General features: G+C 74.4%; 20 protein-coding genes. 18 read left to right on the forward strand and 2 right to left on the reverse strand.

The genetic code is table 11. From position 1 onward, the window contains the following. The first annotated feature begins 11 nt into the window (after window positions 1–11). Window positions 12–1,607: an MFS transporter gene (locus GA0070564_RS19165; protein ID WP_091610052.1), complete on the forward strand. Its 1,596-nt coding sequence runs from the start codon at window positions 12–14 to the stop codon at window positions 1,605–1,607. A 45-nt stretch (window positions 1,608–1,652) separates the two neighbouring features. Here GA0070564_RS19165 and GA0070564_RS19170 read toward each other — a convergent pair whose 3' ends face one another. After that, window positions 1,653–2,246, reverse strand: a complete 594-nt coding sequence (locus tag GA0070564_RS19170) for a DUF998 domain-containing protein (RefSeq protein ID WP_091610384.1) — start codon at window positions 2,244–2,246, stop codon at window positions 1,653–1,655. A 168-nt stretch (window positions 2,247–2,414) separates the two neighbouring features. On the opposite strand from GA0070564_RS19170, the gene aspS reads away from it, so the two are divergent. The 4 genes from aspS (at window position 2,415) to GA0070564_RS19190 (ending at window position 7,103) form a co-directional block, all read left to right on the forward strand. Next, a complete protein-coding gene (aspS, locus tag GA0070564_RS19175; protein ID WP_091610055.1) occupies window positions 2,415–4,220 on the forward strand; it encodes an aspartate--tRNA ligase in 1,806 nt (601 codons plus the stop codon). Between the two features lie 66 nt (window positions 4,221–4,286). After that, the gene (locus GA0070564_RS19180) at window positions 4,287–5,096 is read left to right on the forward strand and encodes an SDR family oxidoreductase (RefSeq protein WP_091610057.1); all 810 of its coding nucleotides are present in this window, start codon (window positions 4,287–4,289) and stop codon (window positions 5,094–5,096) included. A gap of 85 nt (window positions 5,097–5,181) precedes the next feature. After that, a complete protein-coding gene (locus GA0070564_RS19185) occupies window positions 5,182–5,805 on the forward strand; it encodes an ArsR/SmtB family transcription factor (protein ID WP_091610058.1) in 624 nt (207 codons plus the stop codon). Continuing rightward, on the forward strand, window positions 5,802–7,103 hold the full coding sequence (locus GA0070564_RS19190) for an MFS transporter (RefSeq protein ID WP_091610060.1): 1,302 nt from the start codon (window positions 5,802–5,804) through the stop codon (window positions 7,101–7,103). The genes GA0070564_RS19185 and GA0070564_RS19190 overlap by 4 nt, the downstream gene beginning before the upstream one ends. 36 nt (window positions 7,104–7,139) lie before the next feature. Here GA0070564_RS19190 and GA0070564_RS19195 read toward each other — a convergent pair whose 3' ends face one another. After that, the gene (locus GA0070564_RS19195; RefSeq protein WP_091610063.1) at window positions 7,140–7,880 is read right to left on the reverse strand and encodes a GNAT family N-acetyltransferase; all 741 of its coding nucleotides are present in this window, start codon (window positions 7,878–7,880) and stop codon (window positions 7,140–7,142) included. 138 nt (window positions 7,881–8,018) lie between these two features. On the opposite strand from GA0070564_RS19195, the gene GA0070564_RS19200 reads away from it, so the two are divergent. The 13 genes from GA0070564_RS19200 to GA0070564_RS19260 all read left to right on the forward strand — a co-directional run bounded on the left by GA0070564_RS19200 (window position 8,019) and on the right by GA0070564_RS19260 (window position 25,353). Continuing rightward, window positions 8,019–8,243 carry a hypothetical protein gene (locus GA0070564_RS19200; protein ID WP_091610066.1) on the forward strand — a complete coding sequence of 75 codons (225 nt, stop codon included), beginning with the start codon at window positions 8,019–8,021 and terminating at the stop codon, window positions 8,241–8,243. A 75-nt stretch (window positions 8,244–8,318) separates the two neighbouring features. Further along, a complete protein-coding gene (locus GA0070564_RS19205) occupies window positions 8,319–9,842 on the forward strand; it encodes a replication-associated recombination protein A (protein WP_091610068.1) in 1,524 nt (507 codons plus the stop codon). Window positions 9,843–11,908: 2,066 nt separating this feature from the next. Next, entirely contained in the window at window positions 11,909–12,607 is a 699-nt protein-coding gene (locus tag GA0070564_RS19210) for a hypothetical protein (RefSeq protein ID WP_091610386.1), read from the forward strand. A gap of 149 nt (window positions 12,608–12,756) precedes the next feature. Beyond that, window positions 12,757–13,218, forward strand: coding sequence for a DUF948 domain-containing protein (locus tag GA0070564_RS19215; RefSeq protein ID WP_091610070.1), 462 nt, complete (start codon window positions 12,757–12,759; stop codon window positions 13,216–13,218). A 31-nt stretch (window positions 13,219–13,249) separates the two neighbouring features. Continuing rightward, a complete protein-coding gene (locus GA0070564_RS19220) occupies window positions 13,250–13,555 on the forward strand; it encodes a hypothetical protein (RefSeq protein WP_091610072.1) in 306 nt (101 codons plus the stop codon). Then, window positions 13,552–16,230: an alanine--tRNA ligase gene (alaS, locus tag GA0070564_RS19225; RefSeq protein ID WP_091610074.1), complete on the forward strand. Its 2,679-nt coding sequence runs from the start codon at window positions 13,552–13,554 to the stop codon at window positions 16,228–16,230. The genes GA0070564_RS19220 and alaS overlap by 4 nt, the downstream gene beginning before the upstream one ends. 72 nt (window positions 16,231–16,302) lie before the next feature. After that, the gene (gene ruvX / locus GA0070564_RS19230) at window positions 16,303–16,764 is read left to right on the forward strand and encodes a Holliday junction resolvase RuvX (RefSeq protein WP_091610077.1); all 462 of its coding nucleotides are present in this window, start codon (window positions 16,303–16,305) and stop codon (window positions 16,762–16,764) included. Next, a complete protein-coding gene (locus GA0070564_RS19235; RefSeq protein WP_091610080.1) occupies window positions 16,761–17,999 on the forward strand; it encodes an endolytic transglycosylase MltG in 1,239 nt (412 codons plus the stop codon). The genes ruvX and GA0070564_RS19235 overlap by 4 nt, the downstream gene beginning before the upstream one ends. Continuing rightward, window positions 17,996–18,808: a shikimate dehydrogenase gene (locus GA0070564_RS19240; RefSeq protein ID WP_091610082.1), complete on the forward strand. Its 813-nt coding sequence runs from the start codon at window positions 17,996–17,998 to the stop codon at window positions 18,806–18,808. The genes GA0070564_RS19235 and GA0070564_RS19240 overlap by 4 nt, the downstream gene beginning before the upstream one ends. A gap of 281 nt (window positions 18,809–19,089) precedes the next feature. Beyond that, entirely contained in the window at window positions 19,090–20,844 is a 1,755-nt protein-coding gene (locus GA0070564_RS19245; RefSeq protein WP_091610084.1) for a CBM96 family carbohydrate-binding protein, read from the forward strand. Between the two features lie 210 nt (window positions 20,845–21,054). After that, window positions 21,055–22,995 (forward strand): hypothetical protein, encoded by a 1,941-nt coding sequence (locus tag GA0070564_RS19250; protein ID WP_245670120.1) that lies wholly within the window; start codon window positions 21,055–21,057, stop codon window positions 22,993–22,995. A 95-nt stretch (window positions 22,996–23,090) separates the two neighbouring features. Further along, a complete protein-coding gene (locus GA0070564_RS19255; RefSeq protein WP_091610086.1) occupies window positions 23,091–23,639 on the forward strand; it encodes an acyltransferase in 549 nt (182 codons plus the stop codon). Then, a complete protein-coding gene (locus tag GA0070564_RS19260; RefSeq protein ID WP_091610088.1) occupies window positions 23,632–25,353 on the forward strand; it encodes a lipopolysaccharide biosynthesis protein in 1,722 nt (573 codons plus the stop codon). Before GA0070564_RS19255 ends, GA0070564_RS19260 begins: the two co-directional genes overlap by 8 nt. The last annotated feature ends 79 nt before the right edge of the window (window positions 25,354–25,432 follow it).

A 25,432-nucleotide genomic window follows, 5' to 3' on the forward strand; every position in this document is an offset into this window, starting at 1 on the left:
CGTTCCCGGCGGTGAGCGCCTCCGAGAAACCGACCGCCGAAGCGTCCGCGTGGGCGCCGCTGCGGATCGCCGCCTTCCGCAGCCTCTGGATCGCCGTGCTGGCCAGCAACATCGGCACCTGGATGCAGACCGTCGGCGCCCAGTGGCTGCTGGTCGACCAGCCAAACGCGCCCACCCTGGTCTCCCTGGTGCAGACCGCCAGCATGCTGCCCGTCCTCCTGCTCGCCCTGCCCGCCGGTGCGCTCGCCGACACCTTCGACCGGCGCCGGCTGCTGATCGGCGTGCAGCTCTTCCTGGCCACCGTCGGCGTGCTGCTGACCGTGCTGACCGCCGCCGGGCGGATGCCGCCGGCGCTGCTGCTCACCCTCACCTTCGCCCTCGGCGTCGGGCAGGCGCTCACCCTGCCGGCCTGGCAGGCGGTCATCCCCGAGCTGGTGCCCCGGGCGCAGCTGGTGCACGCCTCCGCGCTCGGCTCGATCAGCGTCAACCTGGCCCGCTCGGTCGGCCCGGCGGTCGCCGGCGTGCTGGTCGCCCAGGCCGGCGTCGCGGTGGTCTTCGCCGTCAACGCCGTCTCGTTCGTGGTCTTCTCGATCGCGTTGCTGCGCTGGCGTCCCGACCGGCCGGACGACGACGCCATGCCGGAACGGTTCACCGCCGCGCTGCGCGCCGGCGGTCGGTACGTGCGGCACTCCCCGGTGGTCCGCCGGATCCTGCTGCGCGCCGCGCTCTTCGTCGTGCCCGGCAGCGCGCTCTGGGCCCTGCTGCCGCTGGTCGCCAACCGCCGCCTCGGCCTGGGCTCCGGCGGGTACGGCCTGCTGCTCGCCGCCCTCGGCGTCGGCGCGGTGGCCGGCGCGCTGGTGCTGCCCCGGATCCGCCGGGCGCTCTCCGGCAGCCAGCTGCTGCTGCTCGCCGGGCTGGTCTACGCCGCCGTGCTGCTGGTGCTCGCCCTGGTCCCGGCGCCCGCGCTGGTGATCGCCGCGCTGGTCCCCGCCGGGCTGGCCTGGATGACCGTGATGTCCAGCATCAACGCCGCCATGCAGCTCTTCCTCCCCGGCTGGGTACGCGCCCGCGGGCTGTCGGTCTACCAGATGGTCTTCGCCGGCGGGCAGGCGCTGGGCGCGGTCGCCTGGGGCGCGCTCGGCGAGCTGGCCAGCCTGGTGGTGGCGCTGGCGGTGGCCGGCGTGGTGATGGCCCTCGGCGCGTTGAGCGTGCTGCTCTGGCCGCTGCGCGACACCCGTGGCGTCGACCGGGACCCTGCCGTCTACTGGCCGGAGCCGCACCTGGCGCTGGAGGCCCACCCGGCCGGCGGCCCGGTGCTGGTCACCGTCTCCTACACCGTGGCGCCCGAACGGCAGGCCGAGTTCGTCGAGGCGATGCGGGCCGTCGGCCGGTCACGACGGCGTACCGGGGCGATGCGGTGGGGACTGTTCCGGGCGGGGGAGCGGGCGCACGGCTTCGTCGAGGTCTACCAGGTGCCGTCCTGGGAGGAGCACCTGCGCCAGCACGGCGGCCGGCTCACCGGCGCCGACCGGGCGGTGGAGGAACGCGCCCGGGCCCTCGTCGACGGCGACGTGCGCGTCCACCACCTGCTCCCCGCCGAGATGTAAGCAGGGGCCCCCTGTTAACGCCTCCGGTAGAGCAGGGGCCCCTTCTTAACGCCGCGCTCGGCGCAGGAGGAGCACCACGAGCAGCGGACAGAGCGCCTCGGCGCCGGCCGCCACCCGCTCGGCCAGGCCGATCCGGTCACCGCCGCCGACCAGTTCCGCGGTGAACCAGCCGACCAGGAGCAGCAGCACCGCCGCTGCGGTCGTACCCGTGCGGGGGGAGAGTCCGACGGCCTCGGCGGGCGCGCGGCGGCCGGTGCCGGCGAGCGCCGGCCAGAGGGCCAGGGCGCCGAACGCGAGCGCGGCGGCCGTCGCGTGCGGCGCCGACGAGCCGCCCCCGGCCGGCAGCGGTAGGGCCGCCACCGCGAGGGTGGCCGCGCCGCCGAGGGCGAGCAGCAGCCGACCCGTCGGGCGTGCGGGCCGCAGCCCGGCCGCCGTGACGAGGTGGCACAGGCCGAGACCGGCCAACGCCGCCGTCATGATCCACCGGTCGGTCGCGCCGTGCGCGGCGAGGGCGCTGATCGTGCCGGTGACCGCATCGAAGCCGCCGGGCTGGCGGGCGGCCGCCAGCGTCCAGCCGCCGACCAGCAGCGTCGGGGCGGCCGCGGCGGAGGTCAGGGCCCACGGGGGTACGGCGTGCACCCGCACACCGTACGCGTGCCGGCGCGGCGCTCGGCGCGGTGTTAACAGGGGACCCTTCCTATACCGGAGGCGTTAAGAGGGGGCCCTTCCTTACCCAGCGACCGGGCGGGTGGGGCGGCTGACAGAATGCGGAGGGAAGACGTAGCAGCAGACGAGGAGACGCAAGCCGTGATCCGTACCCACAATGCCGGAAGCCTGCGCGCGGCGGACGCCGGCTCGACGGTGACCCTCGCCGGTTGGGTGGCCCGCCGGCGCGACCACGGCGGTGTCATCTTCGTCGACCTGCGGGACGCCTCCGGCGTCGTCCAGGTCGTGTTCCGCGAGGAGGACGCGCACGCGCTGCGCAACGAGTTCTGCGTGAAGGTCACCGGTGAGGTGACCCGCCGCCCGGAGGGCAACGAGAACCCGGAGCTGCCGACCGGCGAGGTCGAGGTGACTGCCACCGACCTGGAGGTGCTCTCTGAGGCCGCGCCGCTGCCGCTGCCGGTGGACGACCAGGTCGAGGCCGGCGACGACATCCGGCTGAAGTACCGCTACCTGGACCTGCGGCGCAGCGGCCCGGCGAAGGCGCTGCGGCTGCGCTCGCGGGCCAGCCAGCTCGCCCGCACCGTGCTGCACGAGCGGGACTTCCTGGAGATCGAGACCCCGACGCTGACCCGCTCCACCCCGGAGGGCGCCCGCGACTTCCTGGTCCCGGTCCGCCTCCAGCCGGGCAGCTGGTACGCCCTGCCGCAGTCCCCGCAGCTGTTCAAGCAGCTGCTGATGGTCGGCGGCATGGAGCGGTACTACCAGATCGCCCGCTGCTACCGGGACGAGGACTTCCGCGCCGACCGGCAGCCGGAGTTCACCCAGCTCGACATCGAGATGTCCTTCGTCACCGAGGACGACGTGATCGACCTCGGTGAGGCGATCGTCGCGTCGCTCTGGAAGGACCTGGCCGGCCACGAGATCACCCGGCCGATCCCGCGGATCACCTGGCACGACGCGATGGCCCGGTACGGCTCGGACAAGCCGGACCTGCGTTACGCCCTGGAGCTGACCGAGCTGACCGACTACCTGCGCGGCACCGAGTTCCGGGTCTTCGCCGGCGCGATCGACGCGGGCGGCTACGTCGGCGCGGTCGTCATGCCGGGCGGCGCAGCGCAGACCCGCAAGGAGCTCGACGGCTGGCAGGACTGGGCCAAGGCGCGCGGCGCCAGGGGCCTGGCCTACGTGGTGCTCGACGCCGAGACCGGCGCGCCGCGCGGGCCGGTGGCGAAGAACCTCTCCGAGGCGCACCTGGCCGGGCTGGCCGACGCGGTCGGCGCGAAGCCGGGCGACGCGGTCTTCTTCGCCGCCGGCGCGCACGCCCGGGAGGCGCAGGAGCTGCTCGGCGCGGCCCGGATCGAGATCGCCAAGCGGGCCAAGCTGATCGACGAGAGCGCCTGGGCGTTCTGCTGGGTGGTCGACGCGCCGATGTTCGAGAAGACGGACGAGGGCGGCTGGACCGCCGTGCACCACCCGTTCACCTCGCCGAACGCCGAGTGGGTGGACCGGTTCGAGGAGGCGCCGGACCGGGCGCTGGCCTACGCGTACGACATCGTCTGCAACGGCAACGAGATCGGCGGCGGCTCGATCCGTATCCACCGCGGCGACGTGCAGCAGCGGGTCTTCGACCTGCTCGGCATCACCCCCGACGAGGCGCAGGACAAGTTCGGCTTCCTGCTGGAGGCGTTCAAGTACGGCGCCCCGCCGCACGGCGGCATCGCCTTCGGCTGGGACCGGGTCTGCATGCTGCTCGCCGGCGCGGACTCGATCCGCGAGGTGATCGCCTTCCCGAAGACCCGGGGCGGCTTCGACCCGCTGACCGGCGCCCCGACGCCGATCACCGGCCAGCAGCGCGCCGAGGCGGGCATCGACGCCAAGCCGAAGGCGCCCACCGGCCCGCACGCCGGCACCGCCGGCCCGGCCGCCCCGGTGGCCGACCCGGTCTGATCCCTGGCCTCACCGAACGGCCCGCGTCATGATGACGCGGGCCGTTTCGGTCTTCGGGGGGATGTCATGACGTTGCTCGTGGTGGGGGCCAGCGGGTTCCTCGGCGCCGAGGTGTGCCGGCAGGCGGTCGCGGCGGGGCGGCGGGTGGTCGGCACGTACCACTCGAACCCGAACGCGGCGCCGGGGGTCGAGGCCCGCCGGCTGGACGTCACCGACCGGGCCGCGGTGCGTGCGCTGCTGACCGGGGTACGCCCCGACGCCGTTGTCGCCACCCCCTACCGGTACGACGACTGGCGGGTCACCGCGGACGGGGCGGCCCATGTGGCGTACGCCGCCGCGCAGGTGGGGGCCCGGCTGGTGCACCTGTCCAGCGACGCGCTGCACGCCGGGCGGCCGACGCCCTACCGGGACGACGACGTGCCGACGCCGATCCACGCGTACGGCGCGGCGAAGGCGGCGGCGGAGACGGCGGTGCGGGCGATCGACCCGGCGGCGGCGCTGGTGCGGACGTCGCTGATCCTGGGGGAGGGGAGCAAGCAGATCCAGCTCTGCCGGGACGCCCTCGCCGGTCGGGCGGTGCTCTTCACCGACGAGCTGCGCTGCCCGGTCGACGTGTCGGACCTGGCCGCCGCGGTGCTGGAGCTGGTGTCCGGCGACCACGCCGGGCTGCTCAACGTGGCCGGTCCGGAGGCGGTCAGCCGGGCGGAGCTGGGGCTGCTGGTGGCCCGCCGGTTCGGCCTGGACACCGCCGCCCTCAAGACCACCACCACGACCGCCGCCGGCCCGCCTCGGCCCACCGACGTACGCCTGGACTCCTCCCGCGCCGCCGGCCTGCTCCGGACCCGGCTGCGCGGGGTCACCGAACTGCTCGGCTGAGCCGGCGCGTCTGCTTCCGGACTGGTGCACACTTTCTGTGCACAACTATTGTGCACAGAAAGTGTGCACACCTATTGTGGATGCCATGGAGCACGAGAAGAAGCCCCCGCCGCGGAAGGTACGCATCGACCACCGGCAGGTCCGGGTGCTGGCGCACCCGATCCGGATGCGGGTGGTGGGCGCGCTGCGGGTCAACGGCCCGTCCACCGCCACCGCGCTGGCCGAGCTGCTCGCCACCAACACCGGCGCGACCAGCTACCACCTGCGGCAACTCGCCGAGGTGGGGCTGGTCGTCGAGGACCCGAGCCTGGGCACCGGGCGGCAGCGGTTCTGGCGGGCCGCGCACGACGTCACCAGCTGGGAGCCCAGCGACTTCGACGACGACCCGGACGCCCGGGCCGCGATCGAGTGGATCGAGGACGACCAGTTCCGGTACCTGACCCAGCACGCCGAGCAGTGGTTCGCCCACCGGCACGAATGGTCCCCACAGTGGCGCGACGCGTTCGGCATGGGCGACGCCTTCCTGACGCTGCCCGCCGACCGGCTGGTTGCCCTCAGGGAGGAGATGTGGCAGGTGCTCATGCGCTACCGCGACGAGTCCGACCCCGCCGTACCCGGCGCTGAGCAGGTGCAGATCTACCTCACCACCCTGCCGATGCTCAACGGTTCGCGGCTCGCCGTTCCGCCATCCGCCGAGGAGCAGCCGTGAGCGTCCTGTCCGTACGCCAGGTCCGGTTCCGCTACCTCACCCTCTACGGCCTGCGCTGGCTGCCCAGCGGCCTGACCATCCCGGTGATGATCCTGCTGATGCGGGAGCGCGGCCTCACCCTGTCCCAGATCGGCCTGGTCTCCACCGCGCAGGGCCTGGTCGTGCTGACCCTGGAACTGCCCACCGGCGGGCTCGCCGACGCGCTGGGCCGCAAGCCGGTGCTCGCCGCCGCCTGGATGGTCGCCCTGGTCTCCCTGGCGCTGTTCGCGGTGGCCGACTCGTTCTGGCTCTTCTTCCTGGTCTGGGCCCTGCAAGGGATCTACCGGGCGCTGGACAGCGGCCCCCTGGAGTCCTGGTACGTCGACGCCACCCTGGCCGCCGACCCGGACGCCGAGTACGAACGCGGCCTCGGCTGGGCCGGTACCGCGATCGGCGTCGGCATCGGCGCCGGCGCGCTGCTCGCCGGTGGTCTCGTCGCGCTCGGCCCGGTCGGCCCGGTCAGCGCGCTGACTCTGCCGGTGCTGGCGGCCATCGTGCTCCAGGCGGTGTCGCTGGTCGCGCTGCTGCTCCTGCTCCGGGAGGCCCGACCGGCTCGGGGCGCGGGCGCGCTGCGCGCCTCCGTGGTCGAGGCGCCCCGGATGGTCGGTCAGGCGCTCGGCCTGCTGCGCCGCTCCCGGGTGCTGCTCGCGCTGGTCTGCGTCGAACTGTTCTGGGGCTTCGGCATGGTCACCTTCGAGTCGCTGCTGCCGGTCCGCCTCGCCGAGGTGGTCGGGGACACCGACCGGGCCGCCGCCCTGCTCGGCCCGGCAAGCTCGGTCGCCTGGCTGGCCAACGCCGCCGGTGCCGCGCTGACCCCGTTCCTGCTGCGCCGGCTCGGCGCAGCGCCCGCCGCCGCGCTGCTGCGGATCCTCCAGGGTGTGACGGTCGCCGGGATGGGGCTGCTCGCCGGCCCGGTCGGGGTGCTGGCCGCCTACCTGGCCTGCTACACCGTGCACGGCGCGTCGAACCCGCTGCACTACGGACTGCTGCACCGCCAGGTCGACGGCCCGTACCGGACCAGCGTGCTGTCGCTGAACTCGATGATGTCCCAGCCCGGCGCGGCGGTCGGCATGGTGGCGCTCACCGCCCTGGCCGACGCCACCAGCATCAGCGTCGCCATGCTGGTCGGCGCGGTGGTGCTGGCCGTGGCCGCCCCGCTCTACCTGCCGGCCTGGCGGGCCGCCCGCAAGGCCCCCGCCACCCCGTCCGTACCCGACCCGGCGCCCGCCGCCGACCGGCCCGCCGTACCGGCCCCGTGACCCGCATCCGACGACCCGGGTCCGGGTCGGGGGCGCTCAGTCGATCCGTACCGAGTTCAGCTCCACCGTGCCGGTGAAGCCGAGCCTCCGGTACAACCGGATCGCCCCCACGTTGTCCAGGTAGGCGCCGAGTGCGACCTGGTCGTAGCGGGCGAACAGGGCCCGGGCCATCCCGACGGTCAGCGTGGCGCCCAGCCCCCGCCCCCGGCGGGCGGGATCGACGGCCAGCCCGGCCAGGAAGCCCACGTCACCCCGGCTGCGGTCCGCGCCGCAGGCCACCAGCCGGCCGCCGTCGCGGATGCCGTACCAGTCGACGATGTGCGCGTCGCCCGGGCGGGAGGTGCTGGCCGGGAAGGCCGCGTCGATCAGCGCGGTCAGCTCCGGGTGGTCGGCCTCGGTGAGGCGTACCACCCGCTCCTCGCCGTCGTGCCGCGGTGGCGGGGTGGACATGAAGAGGTAGTCCCAGCTGGTCTGCACGCTCAGCGGCGGCCAGCCGGCCAGCTCGTCGACGATCGCGCGCGGCAGCGGCAACCGGACGCCGCCGGGCAGCTCGCCGGTTGCGTAGCGGGAGCGGAGCAGGTCGGCCGCCGGGCCCGCCGGGCCGACCGCTCCGGCCGCGGGCCAGACACCGGGCGGCGCGAGCCAGACCACCGCACCGTCGCGCAGCCAGCCGCGCTGCTCGTCGCCCCGGGCCAGCGCGTGCCGGGCGTACGGGTGGTGGCCGGTGGCGTGCAGGACGGCGTCCCGGCCCACCAGCGGCTGGTCGGCGTTGATCATGCGCCCAGCCTAGAACCGGCCCGGCGCGCCGCGCCCGGCCACCCCGGGGTCCTCGCGGTCCACGGTGGAGATTGACCGACGGTCCGATTGGGTACATCCCGCGCCGACCTACTGGTACCCCCCACCGGAGGACCTCCCATGCTCGCCATTCTCGCGGCCATCGTGTTCGGCTTCGCGCTGCTGATCGACTTCATGAACACGAACTTCGGCGCACCCGATCTCTTCAACGTGCACACCCTGACGGTGCTCGGCCTGCTGCTGCTCTCGCTCTATCTGGCCGGGGTGGGCTCGGGCCCGCGCGGCGGTGGCGGTGGCGGCGGCCGTGGCCGCTGGTACCGGGGCCGGCGCCCGGGCCGGGGCTGACCGGAACCGATCACCATGGTCCTGGCCCGCGGCGCGATTCCCGCGCCGCGGGCCGGGCCCGGTAATGTCTTCGTGATGGAGTCCGACACCCTCTTCTCCCTCGGCGAACCCGCCGGGGCGCAGCGCGCCCCCGCGGACGCCGGTGGTGTCGCCGACTTCGCCACCGTCGGGGCCGATTCGCCCCTGCCCGTCCGGATGCGTCCCGCCAGCCTCGACGAGCTCGTCGGCCAGGGGCACCTGCTCGCCCCCGGCGCGCCGCTGCGCCAGCTGGTCGGCGGCGGGGCGCCGCTGTCGGTGATCCTCTGGGGGCCGCCGGGCACCGGCAAGACCACCATCGCCCACCTGGTGGCGCAGGCCACCGACCGCACCTTCGTCGCCATGTCGGCGCTCAACGCCGGGGTCAAGGACGTCCGGGCGGTGATCGAGACCGCCCGCCGGCAGCGCCGGTCCGGCGGCGCGCAGACCGTGCTCTTCATCGACGAGGTGCACCGGTTCAGCAAGACCCAGCAGGACTCGCTGCTCGCCGCGGTGGAGGACCGGACGGTCACCCTGCTGGCGGCCACCACCGAGAATCCGTACTTCTCGGTCATCTCCCCGCTGCTGTCCCGGTGCGTGCTGCTCACCCTGCAACCGCTGGACGACGACGCCGTACGCGGGCTGCTGCGCCGCGCGGTGACCGACCCGCGCGGCCTGGGCGGCGCGCTCACCCTGGCCGCCGAGGCCGAGGAGCACCTGGTACGCCTCGCCGGAGGTGACGTCCGCAAGGCGCTCACCGCGCTGGAGGCGGCGGCCGCCTCCGCCCACGCGCTCGGCACCGGGCTGATCGACCTGGCCACCGCCGAGCAGGCGGTCGACGTGGCGGCGGTGCGCTACGACCGCGACGGCGACGCCCACTACGACGTGACCAGCGCCTTCATCAAGAGCATGCGCGGCTCCGACGTGGACGCGGCGCTGCACTGGCTGGCCCGGATGCTGGTGGCCGGCGAGGACGCCCGGTTCATCGCCCGCCGCCTGGTGATCTTCGCCAGTGAGGACGTCGGCATGGCCGACCCCACCGCGTTGTCCGTGGCGACCGCCGCCGCCCACGCCGTGGAGTACGTCGGCCTGCCCGAGGCGCAGCTCAACCTCGCCCAGGCGGTGATCCACCTGGCCACCGCCCCGAAGTCCAACTCGGCGACCACCGCGATCGGCGCCGCCATCGCCGACGTACGGGCCGGTCGGGGCGGGGCGGTCCCGCGGGGGCTGCGCGACGCCCACTACGCGGGCGCCCGGGGGCTCGGCCACGGCACGGGCTACCGCTACCCGCACGACGACCAGCGTGGGGTGGTCACCCAGCAGTACGCTCCGGACGACCTCGTCGGGGCGGACTACTACCGACCCAGCGGGCACGGCGCCGAACGGTCCGTCGCCGCCCGGTTGCCGGTGCTGCGCCGGATCGTGCGCGGACTGCCGGCGCCACCGGCCCGACCGGAACCGGTGGCGCCACCCGCACGGCCGGAACCGGCCGCGCCGGGGTCCGGCCGGCGCTCGCCGGACGCGGAGAACGCCAGCGCGGCGGAGGACGGCGGCTCGGACGCCGCCAGGGAGGCTCAGCAGTGAATCCTCGTGGTTCGGAGCGACCGGAGGACGGCCCGGAGGAGCGGCGGGACGCCCGCGCCAAGGGTCGCCGCTGGGGGCGGGGCAGGTCCGACGCCGAGCCAGAGGCCACCTCGGGCGGCGAGGACTTCGGCTGGATCGACGACCTCCGTACGGCGAAGCAGGAGCGCTCGGAGCTCGGCCCCGGCGGTGCGGCTGCCGGTGGTCCCGGTCCGGTGCCGCCGGCCGTACCGCCGGTCCGTCCCGCCCCCGGCACGCCCTCGGCCCGGCCGGCGCCGGGCACGCCGCCCGCGGCCCGGGTCCCGGGTTCGGCCGGTCCGGTCCCAGGGTCCCCACCACCGGCCCGACCGGCACCCGGTTCGGCGCCGTCCGGTCGGTCCGGACCGGCCGCGCCGCCCGCCGCGCGACCCGGACCGGCCGCGCCGCCCGCCGCGCGACCCGGACCGGTGCCCCCGCCCGCTCCGAACCGCCCGGACGACGGCTGGAGCGGTCCGCAGCCGCCCCGCCGTGCCATGGACGCCGCCGCGCAGTCCCGACCGCCGCGCCGCGAGGCGACCGACCCCGGTCGGGTGCCGCCACCGGCCGGCCGGGTCGCCGACGCCGACGACCCCGCCCGCCGCGCCGGCCGCGCCCGGCCGCTGAACCGGACGCCGGGTGACGCCACCGACCCCGGCCGCCGGGACCCGGGCGCACCCGTCCCGCCACCGACCGACCCCGCGCGGCGCGGTCCCGAAGCCGGAGCGCGTACGCCGCCGGGCGCGACGGATCCCGGCCGCCGGGGCGGAGTCCGTCCGCCGAACGACCCGGCCGCCCCGCAGCAGCGCACGACCGCCCGGGACGACGGCGACCGGTCGCCGACCGGCCGGACCGGCGCCGACGGGCCGGACCCGCGCGTCGGACGGCGGCGGGCCGCCGAGGACGACGCCCCGGTCGTGCCCCGCTCCGGCAACGCCCCACCCCTGCCGTCGGCGGCGCGGACCGGACCGGCGTCCGGGCGTGGTCCCGCGGCCGGACCGGTGGACCCACCGACCGGCGCCGGGCACCGGGCCGTCACCGAGGCGGGCGCCGAGCGCCCGCAGCGCCCGGCGGACTGGCTGCGCCAGGCCGGCCGGGCTCCGCACACCGACCCCGCCATGCCGGCGGCCGGCCGCTCCGGCCCGCCCGCTCCGGCCGGCCCCGCCCGTCCGCCCGCTCCGGCCGGCCCCGCCCGTCCGCCCGCTCCGGCCGGCCCCGCCCGTCCGCCCGCTCCGGCCGGCCGCGGCGGCGACGCCCGCCGAGGCGCGCCGGCCGGTGAAGCCGGGCCCGTCTCCGGCGTACCGGGCCGCGCCGAGCAGCCGGGACCGGCGCCGCGGCCCGGTGACCCGGTGGCCGGTGCCCCCACCGCGGACCACCCCGGGCGTACCCCGAATCCACGGCCGGGCACCGGTCGCCCGCCGGCGCCGGACCGGCCGGAGCAGCGCGGCACCGCCCGCCCCGGTGCCGGCGCCGGGACGGCCGCAGTGGCCCGGGCCCACGTCGGCCCGCCGGCCGACGCCCCCGCCACGCCGCGCGGTGCGGCCCGTCCAGGCGGCCCGGGCGCCCGGCCCGACGGCCCGGCGGCGCCCGGACCGGTCTACGGCACCGCTCGTCCCGGCCAGCCGGCCGCCCCGCCCCGGGGACCGGAGCGCGCGGGCACCGACGATCCCGCTGCCCCGCCGGCGCCCGGTGACGGCCGGGGCCCGGCGCCCCGACCGGACACCGATGCGGACCGGCGACCGAGCCGCCCCCCGGTGGCCCGCGCCGCCGTGGCCCCGCCCTCCGTGGCCGCCGGGGCCGGCCCGCGACCTGCCGGACCGGCCACCCCGGTGAGCGGCCCTGGTGCGCCGACCGGTGGTCCGGCCAGCACCGTCGCCGGTCCGCACGGACCCGGCGCGTCGAACGGGCCGGTGGAGCCGACCGACCGGCAGCCCGCGCGGGCCGGCGTCCCGGTGCCGCGTCCCGCCGAACCGCCGGCGGTGGCCCGGGCGGCCGTCGCCGTCGGCCCCGCCGACCCGGCCGGCCCCCGGCCCGACCCGACCAGCGGCCCGCCGCTGCGACCCGGCGCCGAGCCGGACGCCCCCGACGCGCCCCCGTCCGGCGGCGCCCGCTCCGAACTACGCCGCCGGATCCGCGAGCGCCGGCGCCTGCGGGCGGGCATCCTGGCCCTGGTCAGCCTGGTCATCCTCGGCGCGGTGCCGCTCTACTTCGGCATCCGCACCCTCGCCCACGACCCGGTCTTCGACTCCCTGGACCAGCTCGGTGTGCCGGAGTGGGCGGCGGCGAAGACCGTCGACGACGTCAGCGGCAGCCGCTGGTGCCTGCTCGACTGCCGGCTGCGGGAGCGCACCGTGGAGTCGCAGCGCGCACCGAAGGAGACCGCCCAGGTCTACGAGCGGGCGCTGACCGACGCCGGCTGGCGGCCGTGGAAGGTCACCCGCTGCCCCGAGCAGCCCGCCAAGGGGCGCTACACCTGCTGGCGCCGCGACGAGCTGACCCTCGACCTGTGGGTACGCGAGCCGACCTGCGTACCGCCGCCGGTCAACGGCGAGCCGGCGATCCCGCCGTCGCCCGTGGCGAAGCCCGCTGCGGGCAAGTGCACCGGATCGTTGGTGTCGGTGAAGGTGCGCAACGCGATCGACGACGAGCGGACCCGGCCACAACCGAGCACCGATCCGTCACTCACCGGTGAGGATCCGTTCCCCACCATCACCGACGATCCGCTCGGGGAACTGACACCTTCACCGTCCTGAGCCGCTTTTCATCACGGACGGTAGGGTCTGGGGCTGGCGTACCCCGCCACCCGCCCACGGCCGATCGCGGACCGGGCGCCGGCGCGGGTACGACGGTCGCGTGTTCCGAGGACGTCCGGTCCCGGAACCCTGCTTGAGGAGGACATGGCGTGGATGGTGGACAGATCGCTGCGCTGATCGCGGCCGGCGCGTTCCTGATGCTGGTGCTCGTGCTGGCGGTGCCGATCCTGCGGCTGCGACACACCGTGGACGCGACCACCCGCATGATCACCGACCTCAACGAGCGGACCACGCCGCTGCTCGGCGACGTCAACACCACCGTGAAGAACGTCAACGTGGCGCTGGAGCAGGTGCAGACCTCGCTTGACGGGGTGAACCTCCAGCTCGCCAAGGTGGACACCATGACCTCCCACGCGCAGAACGTCACCGCCAACGTGGCGAACCTGGCGACGGTGGTCTCCGCCGCCGCGGCCAACCCGCTGGTGAAGGTCGCCTCGTTCGGCTACGGCGTGCGCAAGGCCGCCGCGGCCCGCCGGCACGCCGAGACCGAGCGTGAGGTGCGCGACACCATCAAGCAGCAGCGTCGGGCCGCCAGGCGCGGCAACCGCTGACCCGGTCGGCGCGAGCAGGAGGATTGGGAACATGAGGCGACTGTTCTGGCTGGGCATCGGCCTGGCCGTCGGTGTGGTGGTGGTCCGCAAGGCCACCCGCACCGCCCAGGCGTACACGCCGGCCGGGATCGCGAGCGGCCTGTCGGAATCCGCTGGCGGCCTGATCGAGTCGCTGCGTAGCTTCGTGGAGGACGTCCGGGTCGGGATGGCCGAGCGCGAGCAGGAGATCAACGCCGCGTTCGCCCGCGGCGAGGCGTTCGACGACCAGTTCGCCGAGCTGCGTGAGGACCCGCGCATCGGCGACCGAGAGATCTTTCCGGAGGAGCACCAGCGATGAAGACGGCGGAGATCAAGCGGCGGTACCTCGCCCACTTCGAGGCGAACGGCCACGCCGTGGTGCCGTCCGCTCCGCTGCCCGCCATCAGCGACCCGAACCTGCTGTTCGTCAACGCCGGCATGGTGCAGTTCGTCCCCTACTTCCTCGGCCAGCAGGCGCCGGCGTACACCCGCGCGGTGAGCGTCCAGAAGTGCATCCGGACCCCGGACATCGACGAGGTCGGCAAGACCAGCCGGCACGGCACGTTCTTCCAGATGAACGGCAACTTCTCCTTCGGTGACTACTTCAAGGACCAGGCGATCCCGTTCGCCTGGGACCTGGTCACCAAGCCGGTCGCCGAGGGCGGCTTCGGGCTGGACGCGGAGCGGATCTGGCCGACCGTCTACCTCGACGACGACGAGGCGTTCGCCATCTGGCGCTCGGTGGGCGTGCCGGCCGAACGGATCGTGCGCCGGGGCAAGAAGGACAACTACTGGTCGATGGGCATCCCCGGGCCGGCGGGTCCGTGCTCCGAGCTGTTCTACGACCGCGGCCCCTCCTATGGCCGCGAGGGTGGTCCGGAGGTCGACGAGGACCGCTACATGGAGTTCTGGAACCTCGTCTTCATGCAGTACGAGATCGCCGACGTCCGCAGCAAGGAGGAGTTCCGGATCGTCGGCGAGCTGCCGGCCAAGAACATCGACACCGGCATGGGGCTGGAGCGGATGGCCTCCATCCTCCAGGGCGTCGACAACCTCTACGAGATCGACGAGGTCCGGCCGATCCTGGCCAAGGCCGCCGAGCTGACCGGCAAGCGGTACGGCGCCCACTCCGGCCACGTGGCCAGCGAGTCGCACCCGGACGACGTCCGGCTGCGGGTGATCGCCGACCATGTGCGGACCGCCCTGATGCTGATCGGTGACGGGGTCACCCCCTCCAACGAGGGGCGCGGCTACGTGCTGCGCCGGATCATGCGCCGGGCGATCCGCGCCGTGCGGCTGCTGGGCTGGCAGGACCGGGCGCTGCCCGAGCTGCTGCCGGTGGCCCGGGACTGCATGTCCCCGTCGTACCCGGAGCTGTCCGCCGAGTTCGACCGGATCTCCCAGTACGCGTACGCGGAGGAGGACGCGTTCCTGGCGACGCTGCGCTCCGGTACGACGATCCTGGACACCGCGATCGCCGAGACCAAGTCGGCGGGGAAGCCGGCGCTCTCCGGTGACAAGGCGTTCCAGCTGCACGACACCTACGGCTTCCCGATCGACCTGACCCTGGAGATCGCGGCCGAGCAGGGCCTCCAGGTCGACGCGGAGGGCTTCCGCCGGCTGATGGCCGACCAGCGCAACCGGGCCAAGGCCGACGCGCGGGCCCGCAAGACCGGGCACACCGACGTGTCGGCGTACCGGTCGGTGCTCGACGACGGCGGCGAGGTGCTCTTCACCGGCTACACCGAGCTGAACCGGGAGTCCCGGGTCCGGGCGCTGATGTCCGGTGGCGCGGCGGTCGGCGCGGCGGTCGAGGGGGACACCGTCGAGCTGGTGCTCGACGTGACCCCGTTCTACGCCGAGGGCGGTGGCCAGCAGCCCGACCAGGGTCTGATCACGGTCGGCGGCGGGCAGGTCGAGGTCTTCGACGTGCAGCAGCCGGTGCCGGGGCTGATCGTGCACCGGGCGCGGGTGCTGCGCGGCGAGGTGCGCGCCGGCGAGACCGGGTACGCCGAGATCGACGCGTCCCGGCGGCGGGCGATCTCCCGCTCGCACACCGCCACCCACCTGGTGCACCAGACCATGCGCAACTTCCTCGGCGAGTCGGCCACCCAGGCGGGTTCGCTGAACGCCCCGGGCCGGCTGCGGTTCGACTTCAACACCCCGACCGGGGTGGCGCCGAGCGTGCTGCACGACGTGGAGCAGCAGGTCAACGAGGTGCTCCTGGCCGACCTGGAGGTGCACGCCTTCATCACCACCCAGGAGGAGGCCCGCCGGATCGGCGCGATGGCGCTGTTCGGTGAGAAGTACGGCGAGCGGGTCCGGGTCGTCGAGGTCGGCGACTACGCCCGGGAGCTGTGCGGTGGCACGCACGTGGCCCGGTCGGCCCAGCTCGGCCTGGTGAAGATCCTCTCCGAGGCGTCGGTCGGCTCCGGTGTCCGGCGGATCGAGGCCCTGGTGGGGATGGACGCGTTCGGCTTCCTGGCCCGCGAGCACCTGCTGGTCTCCCGGCTGGCGGAGCTGTTCCGGGTGCCGGGAGAGCAGGTCGGCGAGCGGGTGGAGCAGACCGTGACCCAGCTGCGCGACGCCGAGAAGGAGCTGGAGAAGCTCCGGGCCCAGCTGGTGCTGGGCGGCGCGGCGGCGCTCGCCGGGCAGGCCAGGGACGTGCGCGGGGTCGCGTACGTCGGCACCGAGGCGCCGGAGGGCGCGGCCGGCAACGACGTGCGGACCCTGGCCCAGGAGATCCGTGGCAAGATCGACCCGGCCCGGCCGGCGGTGGTCGCGGTCGCCGCTCGGGCAGGCGGCAAGGCGTCGCTGGTGGTGGCCGTGAACGCGGCGGCCCGCGGTCGTGGTCTTGCCGCGAACGACCTGGTGAAGGCGGCCTTCTCCGGTCGGGGCGGGGGCAGCCCGGACGTCGCCCAGGGCGGCGGCCTGCCCGCGGCCGAGGCGCCGAACCTGCTGCTCACGGTCGAGAAGGCGATCGCCGACGCGTGAGAACGTCGCGGATTGCCCAGGGCGGACCGACCCGGTCCGCCCTGGCTCGTCGTTGCGGGGGAGTGTCCGGTTGTGAGTGAGCTGTCCCGAGGCGTCCGGCTCGGCGTGGACGTCGGTCAGGTCCGGGTCGGGGTGGCCCGGTCCGACCCGCACGGCGTGCTCGCCACCCCGGTGGTCACCCTGGCCCGGGACCTGACCGCCGCGCCGGAGGCGGTGCCGGGCGACATCGCCGAACTGGCGGCGCTCGTCGCCGAGCACGAGGCGGTGGAGGTGGTCCTCGGTCTTCCGGTCAACCTTGCCGGAAAGGACGGGCCCGCGGCCGTACACGTGCGGGCGTACGCCGACCGTTTGGCCCATGTAATAGCGCCGGTTCCGGTAACGCTCACCGACGAGAGGATGTCGACGGTGGTCGCCTCTCGTAGGCTTGCCGAGCGCGGCGTCCGAGGGAAACGCCAGCGCGCGGTGGTCGACCAGGCCGCCGCGGTCGAGATCCTGCAGAGCTGGCTGGAAGCGCAGCGGAGGCGGACGCGATGATCGACGATCTGGACCTGGGGTTCGACGACGAGCCGGACAGGGGGGAGAAGGGGCGCCACCGCAAGGGCTTCGTCGCCAAGCGCAACGGCGGGTCGGGCGGCCGGGGCAGGACGTTCTTCGCCCTGTTCATGGCGCTGGTGCTGCTGGGCGGCATCGGCGGCGGCGCGTACGTCGGCTTCGACCGGATCCGTAACCACTTCGTCACCCCCGACTACGACGGCGCGGGCAGCGGCGAGGCGCAGGTCGAGGTGAAGCGCGGCGACACGGCCACCGACATCGGGGTCAGCCTCTACGACGCGGGCGTGGTGAAGAGCGTCAAGGCGTTCATCAACGCCGCCGACGAGAACTCCCGCAGCAAGAACATCCAGGTCGGCCTCTACAAGGTCCGCAAGCAGATGAAGGCCAGCGAGGCGCTGACCATGCTGTTGGACCCGAAGAACCGGGTGGTCAGCGGGGTCACCATCCCCGAGGGCACGATCACTCTGGCGATCTACGACAGGCTCTCCAAGCAGACCAAGATCCCGGTGGCCGAGTTCAAGGCGGCGGCGAAGGACCCGGTGGCGCTGGGCGTCCCGGAGTTCTGGTTCAAGCGTTCCGACGGCAAGAAGTCGCCGCGCAGCCTGGAGGGCTTCCTCTTCCCGGCGACGTACGAGATCCCGCCGAAGGCGACCGCCGAGCAGATCCTGTCGTTGATGGTGGAGAAGTTCCTCGCTGTCACCGAGGAGATGAAGTTCGTCGAGACGGTGCAGAGCAAGCGGGGTGGCATCACGCCGTACGAGGCACTGGTCACGGCCTCCATCGCCGAGGCCGAGTCGGTCAACCACCAGGACATGGGCCGGGTCGCCCGGGTTCTCTACAACCGGGTCTACACCGACGACTACCACTGCCACTGCCTGGAGATCGACAGCGCGCTCAACTACTGGAAGCGGCTGCAGGGGTTGGACCCGAAGGACTCCGACGTCATCAAGCGCAGCGAGTTGTTCGACCCGAAGAACCCGTACCGCACGCACGGGCCGGGCTCGGACGGGCTGCCGATCACGCCGATCAGCAACCCGGGTGAGGCGGCCCTCAAGGGCGCGATGGACCCGCCGAACACCAAGGACCTCTTCTTCATGACCGTGGACAAGAAGGGCACCATGGGGTACGGCCGCACCGCGGCCGACTTCGACCGGTTGCAGAAGCAGATGTGCGACAACAAGGTGCTCACGGGATCGAACTGCGCCCGGTTCCAGTGAGGGCGGCGGTCGTCGGGAAGCCGATCGCCCACTCGCTCTCCCCGGTGCTCCACAACGCCGGCTACGCGGCTGCCGGGCTGACCGGCTGGTCGTACACCCGCTTCGAGTGCGCCGCCGACGAGCTGGCGGCCCTGGTCGCCGGCCTGGGCCCGGAGTGGGCCGGGCTGTCGGTGACCATGCCGGGCAAGGAGGCCGCGCTCGCGGTGGCCGACGAGGTCTCGCCGGTCGCCGCCGCGGTCGGCGCGGCCAACACGTTGGTACGCCGACCCGACGGCACCTGGTACGCCGACAACACCGACGTGGCCGGCATGGTGGAGGTGCTCACCGGCGCCGGGGTGGGCCGGGGCGCGACGGTGACCGTGCTCGGCGCCGGCGGCACCGCCCGGGCGGCGCTGGCCGCGGCGGCCCGGCTCGGCGCGGCCGGGGTGACCGTGGTGGCCCGCCGTCCCGAGGCGGTGACCGAGCTCGAACCGGTGGCCCGCGCCGTCGGCGTCGCGCTGGCCGGCGCGCCCTGGCCGGCGGCCCCGACCCTGGTCGACGCGGACGTGGTGGTCTCCACCGTGCCCCGCGGCGTCGCCGACCCGCTGGCCGGCGGGCTGCGCTGGCGCTCCGGCACGGTCTGTTTCGACGCGCTGTACGACCCGTGGCCCACCCCGCTGGCCGCGTCGGCCGCAGCGGCCGGTTGCCCGGTGGTCTCCGGTCTCGACCTGCTGCTGGCCCAGGCGGTCGGCCAGTTCGAGCAGTTCACCGGGGTGCCCGCACCCCGGGGGGCGATGGCGGTCGCCCTGGCCGCGGCCGGCCGCCCCTGACCTCCGTGGTCCGGATCTGCGTCACCCCGCGTTGCGGCGAGTCGGCCGGTCCCGGGGCGCGGACCCGCCGTTTTGCGGCAAGTCGGTCTGCCCCCGAGGCCCGGTCGGGGGTGTCGCATGGGGACGGTGGCGTCCGGTAATCGGGCGTTCGCCCCTGGTTTTCTTAGCCTTCGCTTAAGAAACGTTGACGTCCGGCTGTCAGGTTGGTCGCGTACCGTGACCGGTCGATAGGCTCCGGCACGGCTCCACCCCGCCGCCTCAGTAGACCCAGGGGGTCCTCCTTGAGCAGGCACGGACTGCACCGCCTCACCCGCCACGTCGGGCCACGCCGCAAGGCGTTGGTCCTCGGCGTCCTCGGCGCCGGCGTCGCCATCGGGCTGACCGCGTCGATGATGCCGTTGCTGGCCGGTGACGACGCGTCGGTGCGCCCAGTCGCCGACACCACCGCCACCGCGGTCGTCCAGGACGGCGACAACGCCGCGAAGACGACCCTGGCGACCTGCCCCGCGCCGTGCGAGGGCAATCCGCGTGGCAGCCGGCAGGCGGTGCTCGCCTTCACGGTGAGCACCCTGCCGGCCAACGCGGTCAACGTCCGGGCGCGGCTGCGGGTGCATGCCTGGCAGGCGTTCACCGCGACGGTGACCGCCCGGGCGTCCGGGCAGGACGCCGCCGCCCCGCGCCCCGCCCCGCTGACGACCGGGGCGACGCTGGACAGCAACGCGGGCGTGGTCCGCGGCTTCAACGAGTGGGACGTCTCCGCCCTGGTGACCCGCAACGGCACCTGGACCGTCGCGCTGGAGCAGACCGGGCTGGCCAGGCGGATCTACTGGGCTTCCCGGGAGAACCGGGACTCCTCGCTGCGCCCCCAGCTCGTGCTCGACTACGACGTCGCCAGCCGGCCCACCGCGTCGCCGAGCACGGCGGTCCCGACCACGGCCGTACCGTCGCCGACCGTGGCCCCGTCGCCCACCCGCAGCCCGTCGCCGACCCCGTCGCCGACGGCCACGGTGCGGCCCTCGCCCACGGCGAGCCCCACCCCGACCGCGACCCCGAGCCGGACCGTCGCCGCGCCGAGCCCGACGGCGGGCACCGGCTGCGGCCGGGTGTCGACCAAACTGGTGCCCTCCTGCGGCGCCTGGTGGGGTATGTACTCCCCGGCCGGTCCGCAGGACGGCTGGGACCACGGGGGCGCGATCACCGACCTCGAGGCCCAGGTGGGTCGCCGGTTCGACATCGTGCACCGGTACCACGACTTCTCCAACACCGGCAGCAACGGCGCCTTCCCGGACCAGTACGAGCAGGAGCTGATGCGTGACGGTCGGCTGATGTTCTTCGCCTGGGAGTCCCGCGTCTTCTCCAGCGGCACCACGCTGACCTGGAGCGACGTCTACAGCGGACGGTACGACGCGACGATCGACGCGGTCGCCGGCCGGATCCGGGCCACCGGCACCCCGGTCTTCATGGGCTTCGACCACGAGCCGGAGGACGCACCGGCCAAGGGCAGCGACGCCGACTTCGTGCGGGCCTGGCGGCACGTGCACGACCGGTTCGTCCGGGCCGGCGCCACCAACGCCGTCTGGGTGTGGACGATGATGGGCTGGTCCGGCCACTACGACCGGTACGCCGCGCTCTACCCGGGTGACGGCTACGTCGACTGGGTGGCCTACGACCCGTACAACTTCTACGCCTGCAACGGCAACCCGACCTGGAAGAGCCCGTGGACCACGGTGGACGGCTTCTACCGCTGGCTCGACGAGCACGGCATCGGCGCCGGTAAGCCGCGGATGCTCGCCGAGTTCGGCACGAACCTGAACCCGTCCGACCGGGACGCCAAGCGGCGCTGGTTCGAGGAGTTCCCCAAGGCGCTGAAGGACCACCCGAAGATCAAGGCGGCGGTCTACTTCAACTCGGCGGGCATGACCAGCTTCGCCGGCAACTGCGACATGACGATGGACCGGGAGGCCTCGGCGCTGGCCGGCTACACCCGGGCAGGTCAGGACGCGTACCTCCGACAGCCGACGAGGCCGATCGGCTGATAACGGGGTATCGGGCCCGGGACCGGCTTCCGGTCACCGGGCCCGACCCGATACGGTCGCTGTGCGTCGTCCTGCCGACTCCGTCACCGACCAATCGGCGGATGTCATCCGGATCCCCTCACAAGGCAGGCTACGCAGGTCCATTCCCCTTGGAGGCGCAGCGTGCCCGTCCCCCCGTTCCCGCGGCGATCCGCCGGAAGATCCCGCGTGCTGACCACGGCCGTCGCCGCCCTGGTGGCCGGCGCCGGCGTGCTGGTCGCCGCCACCCCGGCGTCCGCACAGGTCGTGCCGGCCCCCGCGTCGGCGACCCTGGTCTCGGCGAACCCGTCCAACCTCACCCCGCACGCCAGGGACGGTGAGACCCGCGCCTTCGCGCAGGTCGGCGACCTGGTCGTCGTCGGGGGCAGCTTCACCCAACTGCGCCAGACCGCCACCTCCGCCTGGGTCACCCAGAACTACCTCTTCGCGTACGACCGCACCACCGGGGCGATCTCCTCGACCTTCCGGCCGGTGCTCGACGGCGCGGTCAACACCCTGGTCGCCGGTCCCAACGGCACGGTCATCGTGGGCGGCGCCTTCAAGACCGTCAACGGGGTGGCCCGGAAGAACCTGGTCGCGCTCAACCCCTCCACCGGCGCGATCGTGGACAGCTGGGTCGGCCGCTCCGACGGCGGCGCGGTCCGTGACCTCGAGCTCAACGGCAACTGGCTCTACGTCGCCGGCGCCTTCAACTGGCTCAACGGCACCGCGCACGCCGGGCTGGCCCGGGTCAACGCCACCACCGGTGCCATCGACCCCGCGTTCAACGTGAACATGAGCGTCGGGCGGAACACCACCTCGCCGTACGTGTGGTCCATCGACGTCACCCCGGACGGCAGCACCATGGTCGTCGGCGGCAACTTCATGTATCTCAACGACCTGCCCCGCAACCAGATCGCGCTGGTCGACCTGTCGGGCACCCCGACGGTGCTCGACTGGAGCACCCAGAAGTACGTTCCGCCGTGCGCCGCGCCCACCACGTTCATCCACTACGTGCAGGACGTGAAGTTCGGCCCCGACGGCAGCTACTTCATCGTCGGCAGCAACGGCGGCGGCGGCTGGCCGGCGGCGTACTGTGACGCGCTGGTCCGCTTCGAGACCGCGGCCCGCGGCGACAGCCAGCTGGCCACCTGGGTCGACTTCACCGGCAACGACACGATCACCTCGGTGGAGGTGGCCGACGGGATGATCTACCTCGGCGGGCACTTCCGCTGGCTGAACAACCCCAACGCCAGCGACGCCGCCGGCCCCGGCGCGATCGACCGGCTCGGCATCGCCGCGGTCACCCCGGCCACCGGCCTGCCGGTGAACTGGAACCCCCGGCGCAGCGCCTCGACGCTGCCGGCCGGCACCAGCTCGTGGGGCTCCGCCGTGCCGGTGCTGTGGCGTGGCACCGACGGCATCTACTTCGGCCAGAACTCCGACGCGATGGGCAACGAGTACCACGGCCGGCTCGGCATGTTCCCGCTCGCCGGTGGCCGCACCGTCGCCCCGAAGAACCCGACCACCGCGGAGGCCGGGCACCTCTACCTGGAGACCGCCGACGGCGAGCTGAGCAAGGCGCCGTTCGACGGCGCCGCCGTGGCCGCGCCGACCGTGCAGAGCCAGCCGAACTACGCCGGCGCCGGCGCGACCTGGGGGCTCGGTGACCGGATCTACTGGGCGCACACGGTGGCCGGCACCCCCACCGGCAGCCGCATCGACATCTCGCTGTTCAACGGCACCACCGTCGGCGCCCCGTGGGAGGCGTCCGGCTACAACGACTGGTACAACCCCGCCGCGCTGACCGGCGCGTTCTACCTCAACGGCCGGCTGTACTACACCCGGTCCGGCGGCACCGGCCTCTACTACCGGTACTTCGAGGTCGACGGCAACTACCTGGGCGCGACCGAGTTCACCGCGCCCACCAGCGGAGTCGCCTGGTCCTCGGTCCGGGGCATGGCCTGGGTCGCCGGCAAGATCGTGTACGGCTCGACCGACGGCAAGCTGCGCTCGGTGCCGTTCGACCCGACCGCCGCCCCGGTGGTGGACGGCGCGACGGCCACCATCGTCGCCGAGCCGACGGCCGAGCTGACCTGGTCGAATCCGGCGCTCTTCTTCACCGCACAGTGAGGTGAACGACGCGTGACGCAGGACCGGTAGATTGTTCACGTTGGGTCGGCGGCGGAGCTCCCGTCGCCGGCCCACGAGAGCGTGGGGGAGGGACCGTGAACGGCACCGGTGGGGCCCGGGGGCGGGCGGTGCGTACGGTCTTCGCCGTCAAGCGCGCCTGGTACCGGCTGCGTTACCCGCGGCTGACGTTGGGCCGCGACGTCGAGATCCGCGGCCGGATCCGGCTGCGTCGGGGCGTGCGGGTCACCATCGGCGACCGCACCCGACTGAACAAGCTGGTCCGGTTCTCGGGCGGCGGTGAGATCCGGGTGGGCGCGGACTGCCTGGTCAACGCCACCTGGATCGGCAGCTGGACCTCGGTGACGGTCGGTGACCGGTGCCTGTTGTCGGACTGCGAGATCTTCGACAACGACTTCCACAACCTGCCCCCGGAGCAGCGGCACGACCGGCCCACGCCGGTCACCCGCGCCCCCGTCGTCATCGAGGACAATGTCTGGATCGGGGCGCACGCCCTGGTCATGAAGGGCGTCCGGATCGGTCGGGACAGCGTGGTCGGTGCCGGTACGGTCGTCCGGTCCGAGGTCCCACCCCGCGTCGTGGTGATCGGCAACCCCCAGCAGACGGTGAAGAAGTTCCATGACTGACCAGACTCCGGCCTCCTGGGCCGCCGAGGGCTGGGCCGCCGGCCCCGCCTCCCGCACCGTCACCCTCGGCGACCTGCTCCGCGTGCCGCTGCACCGGCTCCGCCTGATCGGCGTGACGGCCCTGGTGGGGCTCCTCGGCGCGCTCGGCTACGTGCTGCTCGCCGGTGCCTCGGTCACCGCCAACGCGGTGGTCGCCGTCCGGCCGGTGGTCACCGACGCGTTCAGCCCCAGCGGGGCGGGCGCCGACCGGTCGGTCAACATGAACGTCGAGAGCGGCATCGCCACCGGCACCGACGTGGTCAGCGCGCTGTCCCGGGCCACCGGGGAGGACCCGGTCGTGGTCCGGGAGCTGCTCCAGGTCGAGGTGCCCACCGGTGGCCAGATCCTGCGCTTCACCTACCAGGGCGACGGCGCCGACGAGGCGGTGGACGCGGTGAACCTCGCCGCGCAGACCTACCTCGACGTTCGGCGGCAGATGTACGAGAAGCAGCGGGCCGACATGCTCCGCTCGTACGACGACAGCATCGCCAAGGTGGCCAAGCAGCAGGCCAGCCTCCAGAAGCGGGTGGGCGGCGCGAAGGGCAGCGCCGCGGCCGACGCCGCGGTGGCCGAGCTGGCCGGCATCAACAACCAGCTCACCCAGCTGAACTCGTCGCGCACCGAGATCGCGGCGGTGGACGTCAACCCGGGCTGGATCACCCAGCGGGCCGAGCCGGCCCTGGTCACCAGCGACGGCAAGGGCGCCCTGCTGCTGGTCGCCGGCCTGCTCGGCGGCGTGCTGCTCGGTGTCGTGCTGGCCTACGCCTGGGAGGCGATGGACCGGCGGGTCCGTTCGGTGGCCGACGCCCGCGACGCCACCGGCCTGCCGCTGCTCGGCACGGTACGCCGCCGGCGCTTTCGCGGCCGGGCCCAGCCGGTCGACGCCGACGTGCGGTACGTGGCGATGGCCGTCGCCGAGCGGGTGGGCAAGCCGGCCCGGGTGGCCCTGCTAGCCGCCCGGGAGGACACCACCGTGCTCACCGCCGGTCTGGCGGTGGCGCTCGCCGCCGGGGGCCGGGAGGTCTTCGTGGCCGACGACAGCGGACGGCTGGACCGGTTGCGGGGCATCGTGCAGACCGACCGCGGCCGGCTGCCGGTGCCGATCCCGGGCCGCTCGTCGGTTCCCGCGTCCCGCCCGTCGGCGGAGGACGACGCCACCGCGGTGATCCCGATCGCCGGTTCCGCCCGGCGGCCGTCCCCGCACCCGAGTCCCGCTCCGGCGTCCACCGACCCGGATGCGACGCTGACGCTGCCGCGGATCGCCACGGCCAAGACCGGCACCGCCAAGGTCGGCACCGTCAAGACCGCCACCGCCACCGCCACCGGCACCGGCACCGGCGGCAGTGGCTCCAGCAACGGCATCCCCGTCGCCGGCGGCGCGGGTGGCGCCAGCCGCAACGGCCGGGCGATCGACCCGGACAGCCTCGTCGTCGGCACCGGCCGGGTCGGCTTCGGCACCTGGCGGCAGGCGGCCGACCAGAAGCTGGTGCTCTTCAACGCGCCGCCGGCCGAGGCCGACGAGCGTGGCGTTTCCGCCGCCCGGCAGGGCACCGCGGTGGTCGTCGTCGAGCGGGACCGCACCCGGCAGAGCGACCTGCGCCGGCTGGTGGAGCGACTGCGGGCGGCCGGGGTGACTCCGCTGGGCTTCGTGCTCAACCGCAGCGGCCGTGGCTGACGGCGCCCCGGCGGCTCCGACCCAGCCCGCCCCGGTCGTGGGCGCGGCACCCCTGCTGCCGCTCTGGCCGCTTGGCGCG

Source organism: Micromonospora mirobrigensis (assembly GCF_900091555.1).
GTDB lineage: Bacteria > Actinomycetota > Actinomycetes > Mycobacteriales > Micromonosporaceae > Micromonospora > Micromonospora mirobrigensis.

What these genes read in the sequence shown, in the direction of transcription:
- GA0070564_RS19185 (WP_091610058.1), top strand. Translation starts at nt 5,182, where the DNA reads ATGGAGCACGAGAAGAAGCCCCCGCCGCGGAAGGTACGCATCGACCAC.
- GA0070564_RS19235 (WP_091610080.1), top strand. Translation starts at nt 16,761, where the DNA reads ATGATCGACGATCTGGACCTGGGGTTCGACGACGAGCCGGACAGGGGG.
- GA0070564_RS19205 (WP_091610068.1), top strand. Translation starts at nt 8,319, where the DNA reads ATGGAGTCCGACACCCTCTTCTCCCTCGGCGAACCCGCCGGGGCGCAG.
- GA0070564_RS19200 (WP_091610066.1), top strand. Translation starts at nt 8,019, where the DNA reads ATGCTCGCCATTCTCGCGGCCATCGTGTTCGGCTTCGCGCTGCTGATC.
- alaS (WP_091610074.1), top strand. Translation starts at nt 13,552, where the DNA reads ATGAAGACGGCGGAGATCAAGCGGCGGTACCTCGCCCACTTCGAGGCG.
- GA0070564_RS19220 (WP_091610072.1), top strand. Translation starts at nt 13,250, where the DNA reads ATGAGGCGACTGTTCTGGCTGGGCATCGGCCTGGCCGTCGGTGTGGTG.
- GA0070564_RS19180 (WP_091610057.1), top strand. Translation starts at nt 4,287, where the DNA reads ATGACGTTGCTCGTGGTGGGGGCCAGCGGGTTCCTCGGCGCCGAGGTG.
- GA0070564_RS19195 (WP_091610063.1), bottom strand. Translation starts at nt 7,880, where the DNA reads ATGATCAACGCCGACCAGCCGCTGGTGGGCCGGGACGCCGTCCTGCAC.
- GA0070564_RS19260 (WP_091610088.1), top strand. Translation starts at nt 23,632, where the DNA reads ATGACTGACCAGACTCCGGCCTCCTGGGCCGCCGAGGGCTGGGCCGCC.